Annotated in this window: 13 protein-coding genes; 4 read left to right on the top strand and 9 right to left on the bottom strand. The window is 71.7% G+C overall.

All coding sequences use genetic code 11. The features are described 5' to 3' along the window. Nucleotides 1–4: 4 nt before the first annotated feature. The 4 genes from CLV67_RS07410 to ftsY all read right to left on the bottom strand — a co-directional run bounded on the left by CLV67_RS07410 (nucleotide 5) and on the right by ftsY (nucleotide 4,081). Nucleotides 5–343, bottom strand: coding sequence for a P-II family nitrogen regulator (locus CLV67_RS07410; protein ID WP_170153773.1), 339 nt, complete (start codon nucleotides 341–343; stop codon nucleotides 5–7). 33 nt (nucleotides 344–376) lie between these two features. After that, the gene (locus tag CLV67_RS07405; protein WP_106316371.1) at nucleotides 377–1,762 is read right to left on the bottom strand and encodes an ammonium transporter; all 1,386 of its coding nucleotides are present in this window, start codon (nucleotides 1,760–1,762) and stop codon (nucleotides 377–379) included. A 239-nt stretch (nucleotides 1,763–2,001) separates the two neighbouring features. Beyond that, complete coding sequence (locus CLV67_RS07400) at nucleotides 2,002–2,799, bottom strand: aminoglycoside phosphotransferase family protein (protein ID WP_106316370.1); 798 nt, start codon at nucleotides 2,797–2,799, stop codon at nucleotides 2,002–2,004. Between the two features lie 82 nt (nucleotides 2,800–2,881). Further along, nucleotides 2,882–4,081 carry a signal recognition particle-docking protein FtsY gene (gene ftsY, locus CLV67_RS07395; RefSeq protein ID WP_106316369.1) on the bottom strand — a complete coding sequence of 400 codons (1,200 nt, stop codon included), beginning with the start codon at nucleotides 4,079–4,081 and terminating at the stop codon, nucleotides 2,882–2,884. A gap of 140 nt (nucleotides 4,082–4,221) precedes the next feature. Here ftsY and CLV67_RS07390 point away from each other — a divergent pair, with 140 nt between their 5' ends. Beyond that, nucleotides 4,222–5,901, top strand: coding sequence for an alkaline phosphatase D family protein (locus CLV67_RS07390; RefSeq protein WP_106316368.1), 1,680 nt, complete (start codon nucleotides 4,222–4,224; stop codon nucleotides 5,899–5,901). Between the two features lie 4 nt (nucleotides 5,902–5,905). Here the strand turns inward: CLV67_RS07390 and CLV67_RS07385 are convergent, their stop codons facing one another. The 5 genes from CLV67_RS07385 to CLV67_RS51715 all read right to left on the bottom strand — a co-directional run bounded on the left by CLV67_RS07385 (nucleotide 5,906) and on the right by CLV67_RS51715 (nucleotide 11,881). Next, a complete protein-coding gene (locus tag CLV67_RS07385) occupies nucleotides 5,906–6,511 on the bottom strand; it encodes a hypothetical protein (protein WP_106316367.1) in 606 nt (201 codons plus the stop codon). Nucleotides 6,512–6,602: 91 nt separating this feature from the next. Next, nucleotides 6,603–7,217 (bottom strand): HAD family hydrolase, encoded by a 615-nt coding sequence (locus tag CLV67_RS07380; protein WP_106316366.1) that lies wholly within the window; start codon nucleotides 7,215–7,217, stop codon nucleotides 6,603–6,605. Nucleotides 7,218–7,225: 8 nt separating this feature from the next. Then, on the bottom strand, nucleotides 7,226–10,807 hold the full coding sequence (gene smc / locus CLV67_RS07375; protein ID WP_106316365.1) for a chromosome segregation protein SMC: 3,582 nt from the start codon (nucleotides 10,805–10,807) through the stop codon (nucleotides 7,226–7,228). Nucleotides 10,808–11,040: 233 nt separating this feature from the next. Next, on the bottom strand, nucleotides 11,041–11,235 hold the full coding sequence (locus CLV67_RS07370) for a hypothetical protein (RefSeq protein ID WP_106316364.1): 195 nt from the start codon (nucleotides 11,233–11,235) through the stop codon (nucleotides 11,041–11,043). 490 nt (nucleotides 11,236–11,725) lie between these two features. Then, a complete protein-coding gene (locus tag CLV67_RS51715) occupies nucleotides 11,726–11,881 on the bottom strand; it encodes a hypothetical protein (RefSeq protein ID WP_170153764.1) in 156 nt (51 codons plus the stop codon). A 943-nt stretch (nucleotides 11,882–12,824) separates the two neighbouring features. On the opposite strand from CLV67_RS51715, the gene CLV67_RS07355 reads away from it, so the two are divergent. Genes CLV67_RS07355 through CLV67_RS07345 form a run of 3 tightly spaced genes read left to right on the top strand, consistent with a single transcriptional unit; the run spans nucleotide 12,825 to nucleotide 17,010 of the window. Further along, on the top strand, nucleotides 12,825–14,369 hold the full coding sequence (locus CLV67_RS07355) for a DUF3492 domain-containing protein (RefSeq protein ID WP_106316363.1): 1,545 nt from the start codon (nucleotides 12,825–12,827) through the stop codon (nucleotides 14,367–14,369). Next, nucleotides 14,366–16,468 (top strand): hypothetical protein, encoded by a 2,103-nt coding sequence (locus CLV67_RS53205; RefSeq protein WP_239165978.1) that lies wholly within the window; start codon nucleotides 14,366–14,368, stop codon nucleotides 16,466–16,468. Before CLV67_RS07355 ends, CLV67_RS53205 begins: the two co-directional genes overlap by 4 nt. Further along, nucleotides 16,465–17,010 (top strand): spherulation-specific family 4 protein, encoded by a 546-nt coding sequence (locus CLV67_RS07345; RefSeq protein WP_106316362.1) that lies wholly within the window; start codon nucleotides 16,465–16,467, stop codon nucleotides 17,008–17,010. Before CLV67_RS53205 ends, CLV67_RS07345 begins: the two co-directional genes overlap by 4 nt. Nucleotides 17,011–17,613 lie beyond the last annotated feature (603 nt).

The following is a 17,613-nucleotide window of genomic DNA, read 5'->3' as shown; positions in this document are numbered from 1 at the left end:
CGGATCAGAGGGCGTCGAGGCCGCGCTCGCCGGTCCGGACCCGGACGACCTCGTCGATCGAGGTCACCCAGACCTTTCCGTCGCCGATCTTGCCGGTCCGCGAGGCGGTGACGATGGCGTCGACGATCTTCTCGACGTCGATCTCGTCGGTCAGCACCTCGACCTTGATCTTCGGCAGGAACTCGACGGTGTACTCGGCGCCCCGGTACACCTCGGTGTGGCCCTTCTGCCGGCCGTAGCCCTGTACCTCGCTGACGGTGAGCCCGGCGACGCCCAGGGCGTGCAGAGCCTCCTTCACCGCGTCGAGCTGGTACGGCTTGATGACCGCGGTCACCAGCTTCATGCTCAGTCCTTCCATTGCAGCCATCGGGGGAATCTAGCTGGTGACCTTCTGGCTGACGGAAGCCTTGCCGTCAGCGTCCACGGTTTCCTTGGTGCCGATACCGGCCAGGGCGAACGCGCCGCCACCGCCCGCCCCGGAGGCCGGGGTGAAGTCGTAGCCGGTCTCGCCGTGCGCCGAGATGTCGATGCCGCCGATCTCGGCCTCCTCGCTGACCCGGCCGAGCTTGACTGCCTTGAGGATGAAGGCCAGGATCGCCGCGACCACGAAGGAGTAGACCGTGACCAGGGCGCTTCCCTCGAACTGACGGAGCAGCTGAGTCGCGCCACCGCCGTAGAAGAGACCGTTGCTGGCGTTGAGGATCTTCTCGTCGGTGATACCGGCGTTGACCGAGTCGGTGGCGAAGAAACCGATCGCCAGGGAGCCGATCCAACCGCCGACGAAGTGGACGCCGACCACGTCGAGCGAGTCGTCGTAGCCGAGCTTGTACTTCAGGCCGACCGCCAGGGCGCAGAGCACGCCGGCGACGAGGCCGATGATGACGGCCGGCACCGGCTCGACGAAGCCACAGGCCGGGGTGATGGCGACCAGACCGGCGACAGCACCGGAGGAGGCACCGACCAGGGTCGGCTTGCGGTCCCGGATCCACTCGACGGCGACCCAGCCGACGAGCGCGGCGCCGGTGGCGACCTGGGTGTTGATGAAGGCGATGACGGTGGTGCCGTCGACGGTCAGCTCGGAGCCGGCGTTGAAGCCGAACCAGCCGAACCACAGCAGGCCGGCGCCGAGGGCGACGAACGGCACGTTGTGCGGCCGCATGTTGTCCTTCGGCCAGCCGATCCGCTTGCCGAGGACCAGGACCAGCGCGAGGGCCGCGGCACCGGCGTTGATGTGGACCGCGGTACCACCGGCGAAGTCGAGGGCCCGGATCGTGGTGCCGATGAAGCCGCCACCCCAGACCATGTGGGCGACCGGGATGTAGACGAGGGTGAACCAGCCGAGAGCGAAGAGCACCCAGCCGCCGAACTTCAGGCGGTCCGAGACCGCGCCGCTGATCAGCGCGACCGTGATGATCGCGAACATCATCTGGAAGACCAGGAAGGCGTAGGTCGGGATGCCGGTGTTGGCCCCGAAGAACAGCCACTCCTCAGTGATCTTGGCGGCGTCGGCGCCGAGGTAGTCGAAGTTGCCGATGATGTTGTTGAGGCCGGAGCTCTCGTTGACCCCGAAAGCGAGGCTGAAGCCGTACAGGATCCACAGGACGCTGATGAGCCCGAGACACGAGAAGCTCATCATCATCATGTTCAGAACGCCCTTGGACCGGTTGAGGCCACCGTAGAACAGCGCCAGACCCGGTGTCATGAGCAAAACGAGCGCAGACGACAGGAGCAACCAGGCGGTATTGCCGGTGTTGATCTCCACGCTGCCTCCTCTCGGAATTAAGGTGTCCTCTCACACCGGACCTGGGGCAACGCCGCCTGTCGGCCGGTTCGGCGCGAAGCTTTCCGGCCTGCTGTTTCGAGCACGGTCTTCGCGCGATTTCCGAGACGTCACGGGTTGTTTCCGACGTGTGAAGAAAACCTCACAGTCCGCGAGGGTAGGCGTCCTGAGCTGCCACAATATCGTCGCTTTCGCACCGATCGCAGCACTTCTCGGCACCTCTAGCGGAGCGCGTACTCCAGGGTGTGGCGCTCGTAGTCGAGCAGCCGGAGATCGCGCATCGGACGGCGCAGATGGCCCTTGTGCACGATCCGAACGAAAGCCGGATCGCCGGCGGCCGCCATCCGCCGGATGCCCTCGACGTGATCGACGATCCGTTTCCTTATGGTCCGCACGAGCCGGTGCCGGTCCCGTGGGATCAGGCCGTACGCGTCGGCGAACAGGCGCAGCCGGCGCGGTCGGTTCGGGCGCTTCCAGCCGAGGGTGTACGAGTCACGGTCGCTGAACAGCGGGACCCAGGTCCATGCCGCGTACGCCACGTCGTAGAGCCGTGAGCCCGGTGACGCGAGGTCAAAATCGATGAGCGCCAGGGTGCCGTCCGGACGCCACACCACGTTGTGCGGAGCGGCGTCGTGGTGGCAGATCACCTCGGTGTCCGGTGGAGGCGGCCCGAACGAGCGCCAGACCGAGCCGGGCGGCGGGACGAACCCGTACTGCGCGTCGTGGAACATCCGCAGCATGGTCGCCACGGTGACCAGCGCCTCCTCGGTGACCCAGTGCGGCGCCAGGGGGTACTCCCCGCACTCGCCGTCCAGATAGGAGAGGACCTCGCGGCCCTTCTCGTCCATGCCGAGCGCGCTGGGCGAGCCGGTGAACCCGACCCGTTCGAGGTGGTGAAGGAGAGCGTGCACGGCGGGCGTCCACGGCCCCGCGTTGCGCCGGACCGTGTCGCCGATCCGGGAGACCGTGGAGACGTTGCCACCGTGCAGCGGTATCTCGCGCAGCGGCTCCTGCGTCACTCACAGCCTCCCGGATTCCCGTCCAACCACCCCGCCCGCCGCCCGTAAAATCGAGGGAAAGGCCTCCTACTCGCCCCCGAGACTACGCGTCGCCGCCAACAAGGGCCTCGACGAACGCCGCCGGCTCGAACGGAGCCATGTCGTCCGGGCCCTCACCGAGACCCACCAGCTTGACCGGAATCCCCAGTTTGCGCTGTACGGCGATGACGATGCCGCCCTTCGCGGTGCCGTCCAGCTTGGTCAGCACCACACCCGTGACGTCCACCACCTCGGTGAACACCCGGGCCTGCTCCAGGCCGTTCTGGCCGGTGGTGGCGTCGAGCACGAGCAGCGTCTCGTCGACCGGGCCGTGCTTCTCCACCACCCGCTTGACCTTGCCGAGCTCGTCCATCAGGCCGACCTTGTTCTGCAGGCGGCCCGCGGTGTCGATCAGCACGGTGTCCACGTTCGTGTCGATACCCCGTTTCACGGCGTCGAACGCCACGCTGGCCGGGTCACCGCCCTCCGGCCCGCGGACCGTCTCGGCGCCGACCCGCTCACCCCAGGTCTGGATCTGATCGGCCGCGGCGGCCCGGAACGTGTCGGCCGCGCCGAACAGCACGGTGCCGCCGTCCCCGATCAGCACCCGGCCGATCTTGCCGCAGGTGGTGGTCTTGCCGGCCCCGTTGACGCCGACCACGAGCACCACGGCGGGGCGGCCGTCGTGCGGGGCGGTCTTGAGACTGCGGTCCATGTCCGGCTCGAGGGCGGCCACGAGTTCCTCGACCAGCTGCGCACGAACCTCGGCGACGGTCTTGGTACCGAGGATGCGGACCCGCTCACGCAGCCGCTCAACGATCACCTGGGTCGCCTCGATCCCGACGTCCGCGGTGATCAGGCTCTCCTCGATCTCCTCCCAGTCCTCCTCCTCGAGGTGGTCCCGGGACAGGACGCTGAGCAGGCCGCGGCCGAAGGCGCTCTGCGAGCGGGCCAGACGGGCACGCAACCGGACCAGGCGGCCGGCGGACGGCTCCGGCCTCTCCAGCGCCGGCTTCTCCTCGACGACGGGAGCCGGCGGCTCCTCCACCACGACCGGGGCGGCCGGCTCCGGCCGCTCGATCAGCGGCGGGAGCTCCTCCTCGACCGGCGCCTCCGGCGCGGTGGGCGGCCGTTCCAAGGTGGTGGTCGAGCCCGCGGTGGGCGGCGGGGGAAGATCGCGGCGGCGCATCTTCGGCACCACCAGCCCGACCGCGCCCACGATCAGGACGACGAGCAGGATCACTGCGGCGACCACGTATTCCATGCCCGAATCCTGACAGATGAGCCGTCCGGCCGTGGCGGAGGCCGTACGACTGGCGGTTCCGGTACGGATTGGCGGAGGATGGGACGCCCCTTGAAACGGCGTGGAGGATCCCCCATGCAGCACAACCCCGGTACTCGCCGGTGACAGCACAACTACTCATCGGACCGGTGCTGCGCCGGGTCGTCGGTGATCGCGCGACGCTGTGGCTGGAGACCAGCTCGCCGGCAGAGGTACGGGTCGAGGTGGACGGCGCGGGCGCCGGGTCCACACGGACCTTCTCGGCGTACGGCCACCACTACGCGATCGTCACGGTCGACGACCTCGCCCCCGGCTCCGCGAACCCGTACCGCCTGTTCCTCGACGACCGGCAGGCGTGGCCCGAGCAGGACTCGGAGTATCCGCCGCCGGTGATCCGCACCCGGGCCGCCGACGACCGGGAGCAGCCGGTGGACCTGATCTTCGGCTCGTGCCGGAAGGGCACGCCGCAGGTGAGCGGGCGCTGGCTGCCGCCGGACGCGCTGGACGCGTTCTCACGCCGCCTGATGACCGACCCGGAGACCCGTCCCGACCTGCTGGTCCTGCTCGGCGACCAGGTGTACGCGGACGAGACCTCGACCAAGGTGCGCCGCTTCTTGAAGCACCGCCGCCGCAACGGCCACGAGGGCCCGACCGACCAGGTCGTCTCCTTCGAGGAGTACACCAAGCTGTACCTGGAGTCGTGGCGCGACCCCGAGGTGCGCTGGCTGTTCTCCACCGTGCCGAGCGTGATGATCTTCGACGATCACGAGCTGATCGACGACTGGAACACCTCGTCGTCGTGGCGCAGCGACATGGCCCGCGAGTCGTGGTGGCGCGAGCGGATCTCCGGCGGCCTGGCGTCGTACTGGATCTATCAGCACCTGGGCAACCTGAGCCCCGACGACCTGGCCGCCGATCCGCTGTTCCAGAAGGTGACCGCAGCCGAGGACGCCACCGACCTGTTGCGCGAGTTCGGGCTCCAGGTCGACGAGCCGGAGTCGGCGGAGAACACCGACGTGCCGTACCAGTGGAGTTTCGCCCTGGACGTGGGCCGGACCCGGCTCATCGTGCTGGACAACCGGTGCAACCGGGTTCTGACCCCGGGCGCCCGGGCGATGCTGCCGGCCGCCGAGTGGAACTGGTTCGTGGACCGCGCCCACGGCGACTACGACCATCTGGTGGTCGGTTCGTCACTGCCGTGGCTCATGCCGCCCGCCATCCACTACCTGGAGGCGTGGAACGAGCGGATGTCCGAATCGCACCGGCCGCGGGCGGCGGCCTTCGGCGAGAAGGTACGCCGGACGTTCGACCTGGAGCACTGGGCGGCGTTCAGCCGTTCGTTCGCGGCGCTGGGCGAGCTGTTCCGGCGGCTCGGCGAGGGCGGGCCGGAGGCTCCGGGGCACCGGGTCGGCGCGGGCGGGGCCTATCGGGCGCCCGCCTCCATCAGCGTTCTCTCGGGTGACGTTCATCACTCGTACGTGGCTCGCGCCGACTTCGGCCACGCCATGGCGACCCCGGTCTTCCAGCTGACCTGCTCACCGATCCACAACGAGGTGCCGCTGCCGCTGCGCCCGCTGATGCGGGTGGCCTGGTGGCCGGGCGTGGTGCAGGCCGTGCGCGGACTCGCCCGGACCATGTCGGTGCACAAGCCGGCACTGCGCTGGAAGAAGCTGGCCGGGCCGTACTTCGGCAACGCGGTCGGCACCCTGCGCCTGGACGGCCAGGTCGCCACCGCCCGGATCGAGGGGACCACCAAGGACGGCACGCTCCACAACGTCGCCGGGGTGGACTACCACCCCTGACGAATCAGTCGCCCGGATGCGGGAGGGTGGACTCACCCTTGTCGGTGACGGTGAAGGAACTCATCGCGTCGCCTTCACCGCCCTGCTGCATCATGACCCGGCCGTCGCCGGTGTCGGCCAGGACGAAGAGGCCGTTGACCTCGATCAGCCGTCCCCGGCCGTCCGGCGCCGTCGGGAAGGTGAACACCTGATTCTTCTCGGCGGCGTCACAGGCCTCGGTCTTGAGTTGCAGGGGCCTGCTCCCACCCGGGTCGTGCACCTGCAGGCACCACGGCTCGTCGCCCACCGTCATCCTCGCGGTCTGCAGCAGGTGGTGGCGGGATCCGGGAGCGAGCGGCGTGGTCACGAACAGCGAGCGGCCGGTGGACTTGCCGGCCACCGTCAGCAGGCCGTCCGCGTCGACGGTCAGCGCCTTCCCGCCGTCCACGGTGGCGAACAGGAACTGCCTGTTCCCGCGGATGTCGGCACCCGGGCCGGCCGTAGCCGCCGACGAGGGCGACGGGCCCGCCGGGTCCGGCCCGTTGATGGGCGCGGTGCCATCGGTGGACGTGCAGCCGGCGAGGCCGCCGACGAGGACGGTTCCGGCGATGACCGCGCCGATCCTGGACATGACGTTCCCTCCGCTGGGCGTGCCCGGTCGGCACACGCCCATCCTCGGCGGAACGAGTGGCCGTGCCGCCCGATCGGCAGCGCGGGCGGCATCAATCCGGTAGGTCGAGGACCTTGCGGAGATACGGTACGTGTTCCGGCCCGGCCCACCGGTATCCGGCGAGACCCGCCGAGCGGGCACCACGGATCACCCGGTCGTCGTCGTCCACGAACAGCACGTGCTTCGGCAGGACACCGAGCTGCAAACAGGCCTGCTGGAAGTACTCCGGGGCCGGCTTGTGAATCTTCATCTCCCACGAGCTGAGGACCAGGTCGACCTCGCCGAGGAGCCCGAGCGCCTCGAGGTCGGGGCGCAGGCGGTCGGTCGCGTTCGTCGCGATCGCCACCTTCCGGCCGCCGTCCCGGACCTCACGCACGAAAGCGAGCGCCTCGGGGTCCACCTCGCCGCGGTACGACTGCCACGCGGCGACCGCGGTGGCGGCGTCCGCGGCCTCGAGCGGCAGCCGGTCGGCGACCAGCCTCATCCACTCGGCGTCGGTGATCTCACCGGCCATCGCGGGCCGGTAGATGTCCCACGACATGGCCGTCTCCAGCAGTGAGGCCGGCTTGAGGCCGTACTCGATCTCGACGGCGATCATCGGGGCCGGGTCCCAGCGGCGCAGCACGCCGTCCAGGTCGATCATCAGGGCCTGGGCGCGGTCGCGCATGTACTTCCCTACTCCTCCGGGTCGCGGGCGAGGCGCTGGCTGATCACCTGGGTGACGCCGGCACGCATCGTGACGCCGTACAGGGCGTCCGCGACCTCCATCGTCCGTTTCTGGTGCGTGATGATGAGCAGCTGGCTCTTCTCCCGCAACTGCTGGAAGAGGGTAATCAACCGGCCCAGGTTGACGTCGTCGAGGGCCGCCTCCACCTCGTCCATGATGTAGAAGGGCGAGGGCCGGGCCCGGAAGATGGCACAGAGCATGGCCACCGCGGTCAGTGAGCGCTCGCCACCGGACAGCAGCGACAGCCGCTTGATCTTCTTGCCCGGCGGACGGGCCTCCACCTCGACACCGGTCGTGAGCATGTCCTCCGGGTCGGTGAGGATCAGCCGGCCCTCACCGCCGGGGAACAGCACCTGGAACACGGCCTGGAACTCGCGGGCGGTGTCCTCGAACGCCGACGTGAAGACCTCCAGGATCCGGTCGTCGACGTCCTTGACCACGGTGAGCAGGTCCTTGCGGGTGGCCTTGAGGTCCTCGAGCTGGTCGGAGAGGAATTTGTAGCGCTCCTCCAGCGCGGCGAACTCCTCCAGCGCCAGCGGGTTGACCTTGCCGAGCAGGGTGAGGTCACGCTCCGCCTTGTTGGCCCGCTTCTCCTGGGTGGGCCGGTGGAACGGCGCCGGCTGAGGTTCGGGCTTGCCGTCCTTCTCGGCCTGGGCCACGTCGGCATGGGTCGGCGGCACCAGCTGGTCCGGGCCGTACTCGCTGATCAGCGTCTCGACATCGAGCGAGAAGTCCTCGGCGGCCTTGGCCTCCAGCTGCTCGATGCGCATCCGCTGCTCGGCGCGGGCCATCTCGTCGCGGTGCACCTCGCTGGTGAGCCGCTCCAGCTCGGCGACCAGACGCTTGGCGTGTGCCCTCACCTCCTGCAGCTCGGCCTCCCGGCTGGTCCGGGCCTGGGCGATCTGGTCACGGTTCTCGGCCGCGGCGGCCAGCGACACGGCCACGCGTTCCAGGGCGGCGGCCGCGCCGTGCGCGACGGCACGGGCGATCTCGGCACCGCGGGCACGTGCGGCCCGGCGGGCGGCGGCGCGTTCCCTGGCCTGGCGCTCGGCGTTGGCCTGGCGGAGCAGCGAATCGGCGCGGCCCGCGATGGAGGAAACCCGTTCTTCGGCGGTACGGACAGCGAGTCGTACCTCCATCTCGTTCTGCCGTGCCTGGGGCACCAGCGCGCCGAGCCGGTCGCGTTCCTCGGTGGACGGCTCCTCGTCGAGCGGGGTGTCCTCGGCCAGCCGCAGCCGCTCCTCCAGCTCGGCCACCCGCATCAGATCGGTCTCGCGAGCCGCCTGCGCCTTCTGCAGGGACGCGCCGAGCCGGTCGGTCTCCGCCTTCGCGGACCGGGCCGCGGCACCGAGCTCGGCCAGCCGGCGAGCGGCCGCGTTGCGCTCGCCCTCGGCGGCGCGCTTGGCCTGGGCCGCCACGTTCACGGCCTGCTTGAGCTCGGCCACCTGGGCACGGGCCTCGCCGAGCTGTTCCTTGACCTCGGCGATGGTCTGCTCGGCCGTCGCCCGCTTCGCCTTGGCCTCGTCGACCGCGGCCTGCACCTCGATGTAGCTGGTCGCCTTCGACGAGCCGCCGGCCGCCGCATAGGCCCCGAGCACGTCGCCCTCGGGCGTGACCGCGCGCAGCTCGCTGTTCGCCGCGACCAGCGCGGCGGCGGCCGTCAGATCGGGGACCAGCACCACGTCGCGCAGTGCCCGGTTGAGCGCGGGACGGATCTGTTCCGGACAGTCGACCACCTCGGGCGCCCAGACCGCCCCGTCCGGCAGGTTCGGGCGCAGGTTCGCGAGCGGACCCTGCATGCCGGGCCCGGCGGTTCCGGCGACGACCAGATCGGCGCGGCCGGCGTCGGCGATCTTGAGGGTCCTCATCGCCTCGATCGCCTCGTCCACGCCGGAGAGCGCGACCGAGTCGGCCAGCCCGCCCAGCGCCGCGGCCAGCGCCACCTCGTGACCGGGCCGGACGGTGAGCATCGAGGCGAGACTGCCGAGCAGGCCCGGCACCTGGCCGGCCTTGGCCAGCAGCGCCCCGGCGCCGTCCTTGCGCTTGAGGCCGAGCGCGAGTGCCTCCTCGCGGGCCTTCCAGCTGGCGGCGTCCTTCTCGGCGGCGCGCTCGGTGTCGGACAGCTCACGGACCACTGCGGCGGCCCGGTCGTGCGCGGCCACCGCCTCGTCGTGCCGCGCGTCCAGGTCGGCGTTGTCCCGGTCGGCCTCGGTCGACTCGGCCGCGACCAGGTCGACCTCCTCCTGCGCGGCCTCGGCCCGCATCAGGGCGTCGGTGTGCGCGTCGGCGAGGCGCTCGATCTCCTCGGCCGCGCTGTTCGTCCGGGCCCGGGCCGCGTTCACGTTGCCGGTGAGCTTGGCCAGCCCCTCCCGGCGGTCGGCGATCGCCTTGGCGGCCGCCCGCAGCTCACCCTCGGCCGCGGCCAGCTGGCGTTCCAGGTCCTGGCGGTACTCGACAGCCTCGGCCAGGCGCATCTGGTCCTCGGTGAGCGCCTCGCGGAGCTCCTCCTCCTGCTCGCGTACGCTCTCCGCCTCGGCCTCGAGCATCTCCGGGTCACGGCCGGGCCGCTCGTCCTCGGGAGTGGCGGCCAGGTGCCGCAGCCGCTCGGTGGCCAGCTGCTCGGTCGAACGGAACCGCTCCTGCAGGGAGGACAGTTTGTACCAGGCGTCCTGGGCGGCCTGCAGCAGCGGCGCGTCCTCGGCGTGCTCGTGCTCCAGGTCGGCGAGCATCCGCTGGACCTCGCGGTTCTCCTCCTCCACCTGACCGCGGCGCTCACGGCTCGCCGACTCGTCGGCGATCTCCCGGTCGAGCGTGGTGCGCAGCGTGAACAGGTCGTCGGCGAGCAGGCGGAGGCGGGCGTCACGCAGGTCGGACTGGATGCCGGCGGCCCGGCGGGCCACCTCGGCCTGACGGCCGAGCGGCTTCAGCTGCCGCCGCAGCTCGGTGGTCAGGTCACCGAGGCGGTTCAGGTTGACACCCATGGCGTCCAGCTTGCGGATCGCCTTTTCCTTGCGTTTGCGATGCTTGAGTACGCCCGCCGCCTCCTCGATGAACGAGCGGCGGTCCTCGGGTTTCGCGTGCAGCATGGCGTCGAGCCGGCCCTGGCCGACGATGATGTGCATCTCGCGGCCGATGCCGGAGTCGCTGAGCAGCTCCTGGATGTCGAGCAGGCGGCAGGAGTTGCCGTTGATCTCGTACTCACTGGCGCCGTCCCGGAACATCCGCCGGGTGATCGAGACCTCGGTGTAGTCGATCGGCAGGGCACCGTCGTTGTTGTCGATCGTGAGCGTCACCTCGGCCCGGCCCAGTGGGGCGCGACCGGCCGTACCGGCGAAGATGACGTCCTCCATCTTGCCGCCACGCAGCGCCTTGGCGCCCTGCTCGCCGAGAACCCAGGCGATGGCGTCGACGACGTTGGACTTGCCGGAACCGTTCGGCCCCACCACACAGGTGATGCCCGGCTCCAGCCGCAATGTGGTGGCGGAGGCGAAGGACTTGAAGCCCTTGACCGTCAGGCTCTTGAGGTGCACGGATCTCCGAGGGTCGGGTCTGCGGGACGTTTCTGCTGGGAGGCAGGCTACCCGCCGGTGCTGTTCCGCAGCGGAATCACGTGGCCGGAAAAAACGGCGCGCCGCCACGGGAGTGGAGGCGCGCTTTTTCTTCGGTGCGTCTTTGTTGCGTCTTCAGTGCTGTTCAGTTGCGATCCGAGGGGATTGAACGCCGGACGGTCTCCCCGCGAGTACCCTCCGGCATCCGCTGAGGCTCAGGTCAGCGCGGGCTCGGTCAGCCGCGCGAAATCGTCTGCCTCCACGGCCGCCGCCGCGAGACGATCATTCTCCGCCTGGAGGCGGGTGACCTCGAACTCCAGGGACTGCACCCGGGAACGCAGTCGGGTGACCTCGTCGAGGAGGCGCCGGTCGGGCGCCGCACCTACGTGGCCAAAGAGGGCCTTCGCCATCGTGACTCCTTGTGACGCGCTGCGTCGATTTTTGTGTGGTGCGCTGTCTTTTTTCGCTGCCGGAATAGCCGGCCAGCGTGGCGCCCTGTGCACGCACCCAGTGGTTCAGTGCGCAGTGAAACTCATGCGAACCGACACACCACATGCTCACGGGCACGCGTGAGCGCAGAATCCCGCCAGTGAAGCTGCGGGGCTCTTTATGGTGCGGACCTCAGGCCGCGGTCAAACCGAGACAGTGCTCAAACCGAGGCATGAGTGGGCGCGACTGGCGACAACTCCATAGTCCGCCGATACCCATCCTCCGTCAAGCCGAGGCAGTGCCGGTTGCGTGCGCGAGTCAAGTGAATCACGCCACCAAGGCACCTCACGGCGACTGCAGGGGTATCCCACCAGGTCTTATACATCTTTCGCGGACATGTCGATCTCGTCAAGACCGGTCCGTATTAGCAAGATCGGGCGTACTCGGGCAGGTCCGTCCCCTTCCGTCCCGTCAACCCCCACCGCCTCCCCACGATCTTGCCAGCTCCTCCTCCTCCTCCTCCTCCTCCTCCTCCTCCTCCTCCTGGGCCGCCGCCCCTTCCTCTTCCTCCGCGCCCGCCGCCTCTTCCCCCGCAGCCTCCCCCTCGGCCGCCGCCCCTTCCTCCACAGCCTCCTCCTAGGCCGCCGCCCCTTCCTCTTCCTCCGCGCCCGCCGCCTCTTCCTCCGCAGCCTCCTCCTCGGCCGCCGCCCTTCTCCTCCACCGCAGCCGCCGCCCCCGCCACGCCTCCCCTGCAGATCTTGTGAGGTTCGGGTCGGGATCGCAGTCGAACCTCACAAGATCTGCCGCATGAATGGGCGGCGCGGCGAGGCAGCGCGGCGCGGCGAGGCAGCGCGGCGCGGCGAGGCAGCGCGGCGCGGCAGGACGGCGCGGCGCGGCGCGGCAGGACGGGGCGGCGCGGCGCGGCAGGACGGAGCGGCGCGGCGCGGCAGGACGGGGCGGCGCGACAGGACGGCGAGCCGCGGGCGAGGCACCCAGTCACCCCGCGCCTCCACCGCTCAACAGCGACCCCCACAGATCTTGTGACGTTGTGCTGCGTCAACCACGCCCCGCCCCTGCCCTCCTGCCGCCCCCTCCCTGCTGCGACCTCCCCACCGCCTCAGCCACCCCCACCGCTTCCGCTGCCCCTGCCGCGATCTTGTGAAGTTGTGCGACGTCAGCCACCCGAACTTCTCAAGATCTGCGGGCGGCGGGTGGGCGAGTGACGGGCAACGAGCAACGGACAGCGGACGACAGGCAGCGCGCAGCGGGCGAGAGGCGGCGGGCAACGGACAGCGGGCGGCGCGCGGCGCGCGGCGAGCGGCGGGCGGCGGGCGCGAGCGGCGGGCGACGGGCAGCGGGCGGCGGGCAGCGGCGGCGGGCGGCGGGCGGCGGCGGATCGACGAGAGGCCAGGGGACGACGTTTTGGAGTGCGAGAAATTGGCGCGCACCTCGTGGCCTTTCGGGCAAAAACGGTCAAAGACGGCCGACAAAACGGTGTAAAAGGTGCGTAATTGTGTCGCCTAGCCGACATGCTCCAGCAACTTCGGCGGGCTGTGTCGTTGCCCCCAGCGTGAATCCGACCCCGTCGCGCGAGCGCATCTGTCTGCTCACCGGCGGCGGGTACCCGTATCGGCGGGACGCCCTCGGAGGATGGTGCCGGACCCTGGTCGAGGGACTACGCCGGTTCCGCTTCGAGTTGCTGACCGTCACGGACCGTGAACTGCCGTCCGCGCCCGCGTACCCGCTCCCGTTCAATGTCGGCTCCGCGCACGCCGTCGCGCTGGGCCGAGACCAGGCCCGTGCCGAACGGCGGCGCGGACCCGTCCCCGACGGCGCCGCCGAAGCCGCCGCCCTTCTCTGCCGCGGTCTGCTCGGCGATGAGACACCGGTCACCGCCCAGTTCGCCGACGGTCTGCGACGTGTCGCCGAGCTCTGCCAGCCACCGGACGCCGACGGGCGCGGCGGCTCCGACCCGCTCGCCACCCTGCCGCTCACCGAGGCACTGCTCGAGGCGTGGCGGCAGCGACAGGCAGCGGTCACCGGCGACCGGCCACCGCTGCCCCGGCTCAGCGTCCGCGACGCCCGGACGGCGGCCACCCTGCTGCGGCACGCCATGCGGTCGCTCACCGTGCCGCTGCCCGAGGTGGAACTCGTGCACTGTGTCGGCGGCACCACACCACTGCTGGCCGCGCTCGCCGGACACTGGCGCACCGGCACGCCCCTGCTGCTCACGGAAGCGCGCGCGGCCGTACCCCGGCAGCGGCCCACCGAGGACCGGTTGTCGGCCGCGGTGCGCACCGTGCTGCGCCGGTTCCGTACGTCGGTGGCCCGAACCGGCTACACCGAGGCCGAGCTGATCGCGCCGCTGAGCACCTACCACCACGGGTGGGCGCTCGACCACGGCGCCCAGCCCACCCGGCTCGTCCAGGTGCCCGCCGGGGTCGACCCGCGCGAGTACCCGGGCGCTGCCGAACTCGCCGAGGCACCCACCGTCGTGTGGGCCGGGAGCGGAGGGCCGGACAGCGGGCTGGCGCTCGTGCTCGAGGCGTTCACCGAGGTCGCGGCGGCCGTACCCGGGGTGGTGCTGCACCTGGTCGGCGTCACGGCGGCACACGAGGAACACTGCGCCGAGCAGATCGAGCGGACCGGGCTGGGCCGTGCGATAAGGCTCCACCCGCTGCCCGCCGACCCGCGTGACCGGTACACGGTCGGCCAGGTCGTCGCGCACGTGCCGGGCCCTGCCGATCCGCCGTACCGGCTGGTCGAAGCCATGATGTCGGGCCGTGCGGTGGTCGGGGTGGACGTCGGCCCCGCCGCCGAGACCCTCGGCGACACCGGGGTGCTGGTGCCTCCCGGCGACCCGTCCGAGCTCGCCATCGCCGTCGTCGGCCTGCTGCGGTCACCGACCCGGCGCCGAGCCCTCGGCGACGCCGCCCGCCAGCGCGCCCTCGGTCACTTCACCGTCGACCGGGTGGTGCGTGTCTACGGCGCTCTCTACAACGACCTCGCCGCGCCGCCCCCGGTGACGGCCTTCGAACTGGCGCTCACCGTTCCCGCGCCCCGGACCACGACGCCGGCGACCGTGCGCTGGCTGACTCGGGAGACCACCTCATGACGATCACTCCCCCGCGTGGTGCGGGCGGGGCGGCCACCACGCGTACCGCCCGCAACCGCAACCGCCGGCGGCAGAACGCCGCGGGCGAACCGCGGCATGCGGCGCTCAACCAGGCCGAGGCGCCACCGCTGCGCCGCCGCGGCGGCCGGCACGCGGCCGAGGACCCGGTAATCCCCGAGGAGCCCGGCGCGGCCGTCACCGACGTCGAGTTCCCCGCGCCCGCCTGGGACCCGTGGGCCACCAACGCGGGGCAGGCACTGGCCCCCGCCAGCATCACCGACCCGCTCGAAGCCTCCGGAGTGGTCGACGGGCGGGTGTTCTGGGACGCGGCACCCGCCGGGTCGGGGCAGGCCGGGACGACCGGCTGGTTCGAGCCCGTCCGCGGTGCCGAGCGGGGCGCGGAGCCGTCTACCTGGACCGACGCCGCCGCAACCGGCATCAGACCGGCCCTTTCCTGGGACGACAGTCCACAGCCGGGCAACCATGCCGGCGCCTGGACAGACGCCGGAGCAACCGGCATCGGAGCGCCCGTTTCCTGGGACGACGCTGCCGGTGCCGTCGGGTGGACCGACAGCCGGCACGGCTCTGATCATCCGGGTGACCGGGCCCATCCGGGCACCTGGGGCGACGGCACGGGACGCGCGGCCGGGTGGACCGCGGCTGACGCGACCGGCATCGGCTGGGTTGATGGGGACGTATCAGCCGGTGGAACGGGGTGGGCGGACTCGGCGGTGCCGGGTGCCGGGACCGACGACGCCGATTCGCCGGCCGGCGTCACCGCCACGCCCCGGGAACCTGTCAGCGAGCCGGTGGGCGGGGCGGACTCCGACATTTCCGGAACGCGACAGCCGTACCGCAAAAGGGTTGAGAAAGATCGCGAAGCCGGACGGCGTCGCCTCGGCCGACGCGCGCATGCCCGGCGCCCGCGTAACACCTATCTGAACGCCGCGCTGGTCCGGTGCGGGCTGTACCTCGGGCCGCTCAGCGTCGCCATCGCCGCCGCCGAACCGCTCGGACGGGTCGCCTGGCCGGTGCCCGCCGTCATCCTGCTGCTCGGCTGGACCGCGGCACAGGGCCTGACCGGCATGGGTGTGAGCGTCGCCCGCCGTGGTGGGCCCGCCGCGGCCGCCCGGATGGTCGGCGCCGGATTCGCCGCGGTGATCGGACTCTGGTGCGCGCTCGTCTGGGTCGCGCCCGACCCACTGCTCGGACCCGACCGTCTGCTGGCCGCCACCACCGGCGTCGGCGGGCTGATCACCCTGGCCAGTGTGACCGCCGCGCTGGTCACCCGGGCCGAGGGCGCGGTCGCCGGCTGGTACGTGCCGTGCTGGCTGCTCGCCGCCGCGGTGCTCGCCGAAGCCGGCGGGATCCCCGAGGCCACGCTGGTACCGGTGCAGACGCTGCTGCCCGCGGTGATCGTCGCCGTCGCCATCCGCGCGTTCCGGCCCGCCGTGCTCCCGGCAGTGCTCTCCACCCCGGTCGGCCCGCCGCCGCGGCTCACTGCCGCCGACCGCCGCCGGGCCGTCGCCTATCTGGTGATCGGCGCGGCCCAGGCCCTCTCCGTCACTCTCCTCTGGCGCGGTGGACCCGCCGTCATGCCGCTGCCCGCCGCGCTGCCGCTGCTGCTCGCCGTGCCGCTGCTCGAAGGCCTGATCGGCTGGCACACGCACCGCCTCGACGCCGGGCTCGACTCGGCCGAGTCACCCGAGGAATTCGATCGGCATGTACGCAACGTCACGGCCATCACCCTGGCCGGGCTGGTGCCGCCGCTAGCCGCCGGATGCGGGCTGCTGGTCGCGGCCTACCGGCTGCCGTACGGGTTCTCGGGTGTCCCCGGCGCCCGTGACGCGGTCCTCGCCCTGGCCGCCGCCACGCTTCTCGGCGGAGTGTTCGCCGTCACGTTCCTGCTCGCCGCCCGCTCCCGGCACGGGATCGCCGCCACCCTCGCCGCCCTGCCGCCGCTCGCCGCGGCTGTGCTCGCCATGTCCGCCCCGCCGGCCGGGCTCCTGCCCGCCGCGGTCGCGGTCCTCGCCGCGACCCATCTCGCCGGCCTGCTCATCGTCGCCCTGACCGCCGCCGACCTACGGAGGACGCCGTGAAGACCCTGTTCCCCCCGTACGCCCACCCGTCGCCCGAGCTGGAGCTGGACGCCGAAACCTGGATCGTCCGCGAACAGCCCGGCGACCGGCGCACCCTGCACCAGTCGCTCGGCCGCATCGACCTCGACTGGGGCAGCCGCTCCCTCGCCGACGTACTCGCCGACGTCGACGCGTGGCGGGCCGACGGCGTCGAGGGACTGTTCCTCGACCGGGCGCCCGCCGGCTCCGGCGGCGTCGGACCCGTCGCCCTCACCGTCCGGCTCGCCGCCCGCCGCGGCCTGCACCGCGTCGTCCTCAACCCGGGCGTGCCGACGCATCCGCTCTACCGCGACCTCGGCGTGCGGATCTGCACCTTCGAGGGGCCGTGGTCGGCCTACCAGAGCTGGGACGGCGACGGGGTACGACCGGGCGACGGCCACATCGTGTACGGGGTGCCCGCGCCGTTACTGACCGCGGCCCGCCGCCTGATGGGCCGCCGCGGCGCGGGGTTCGGCCTGGCCACGGACGCGGGCCCTCGCGTGGGGGCGAGCGCGGCAAGCTGATTCGCGCTCGGAGTCGCGTTTGCTCCACGCTCACCGACGCGGCATGACGCCGGTCCGCGGGCGCTGGCCGGGCGGCGCGGTGCCCGGGGGCGCTGGCCCGGGGCGCGGTGGCCCGGCGGCGCGGTGGCCCGGCGGCGCGATGGCCCGGCGGCGCGATGGCCCGGCGGCACGGGGGCTGCTGTGGCACGGGCTTCGACCGGCCGCGACCGGCGCTTCGCCGCGCAAGATCTTGTGCACTCGTTCACACTTCGGATGGGATCTTGTGCGCTCGCCTGTGCCTCGCGCGAGATCGGCCGCTGACGCCCGCCTTTCGGCTGGCGCCCGCCTTCCGGCGAATCTTGTGGGGTTCGGGCCAGCCCGACGGCACAACTCCACAAAGATCGCCGGTCGACTACCCCCTCTACCGGCGCGCGCCGGGCTACTGGCAGACCTTGTGAAGTTCCGGCCGGCCCGACGGCACAACCCCACAAGATCGCCGGTCGACTACCGCCTACCGTGCACACGCCCGCCCACCGACTGCTGACTACCGGCACGCGCCCTCACCGACTGCCGACTTCCGGCACGCGCCCGCCTCCCGGCCGCCGCCCACCGGCGGGCGCTCGA

The organism is Actinoplanes italicus, from assembly GCF_003001815.1.
Classification (GTDB): domain Bacteria; phylum Actinomycetota; class Actinomycetes; order Mycobacteriales; family Micromonosporaceae; genus Actinoplanes; species Actinoplanes italicus.
The sequence above is the reverse complement of the archived record's forward strand: the minus strand, read 5'-3'. Positions and strand labels throughout refer to the sequence as shown.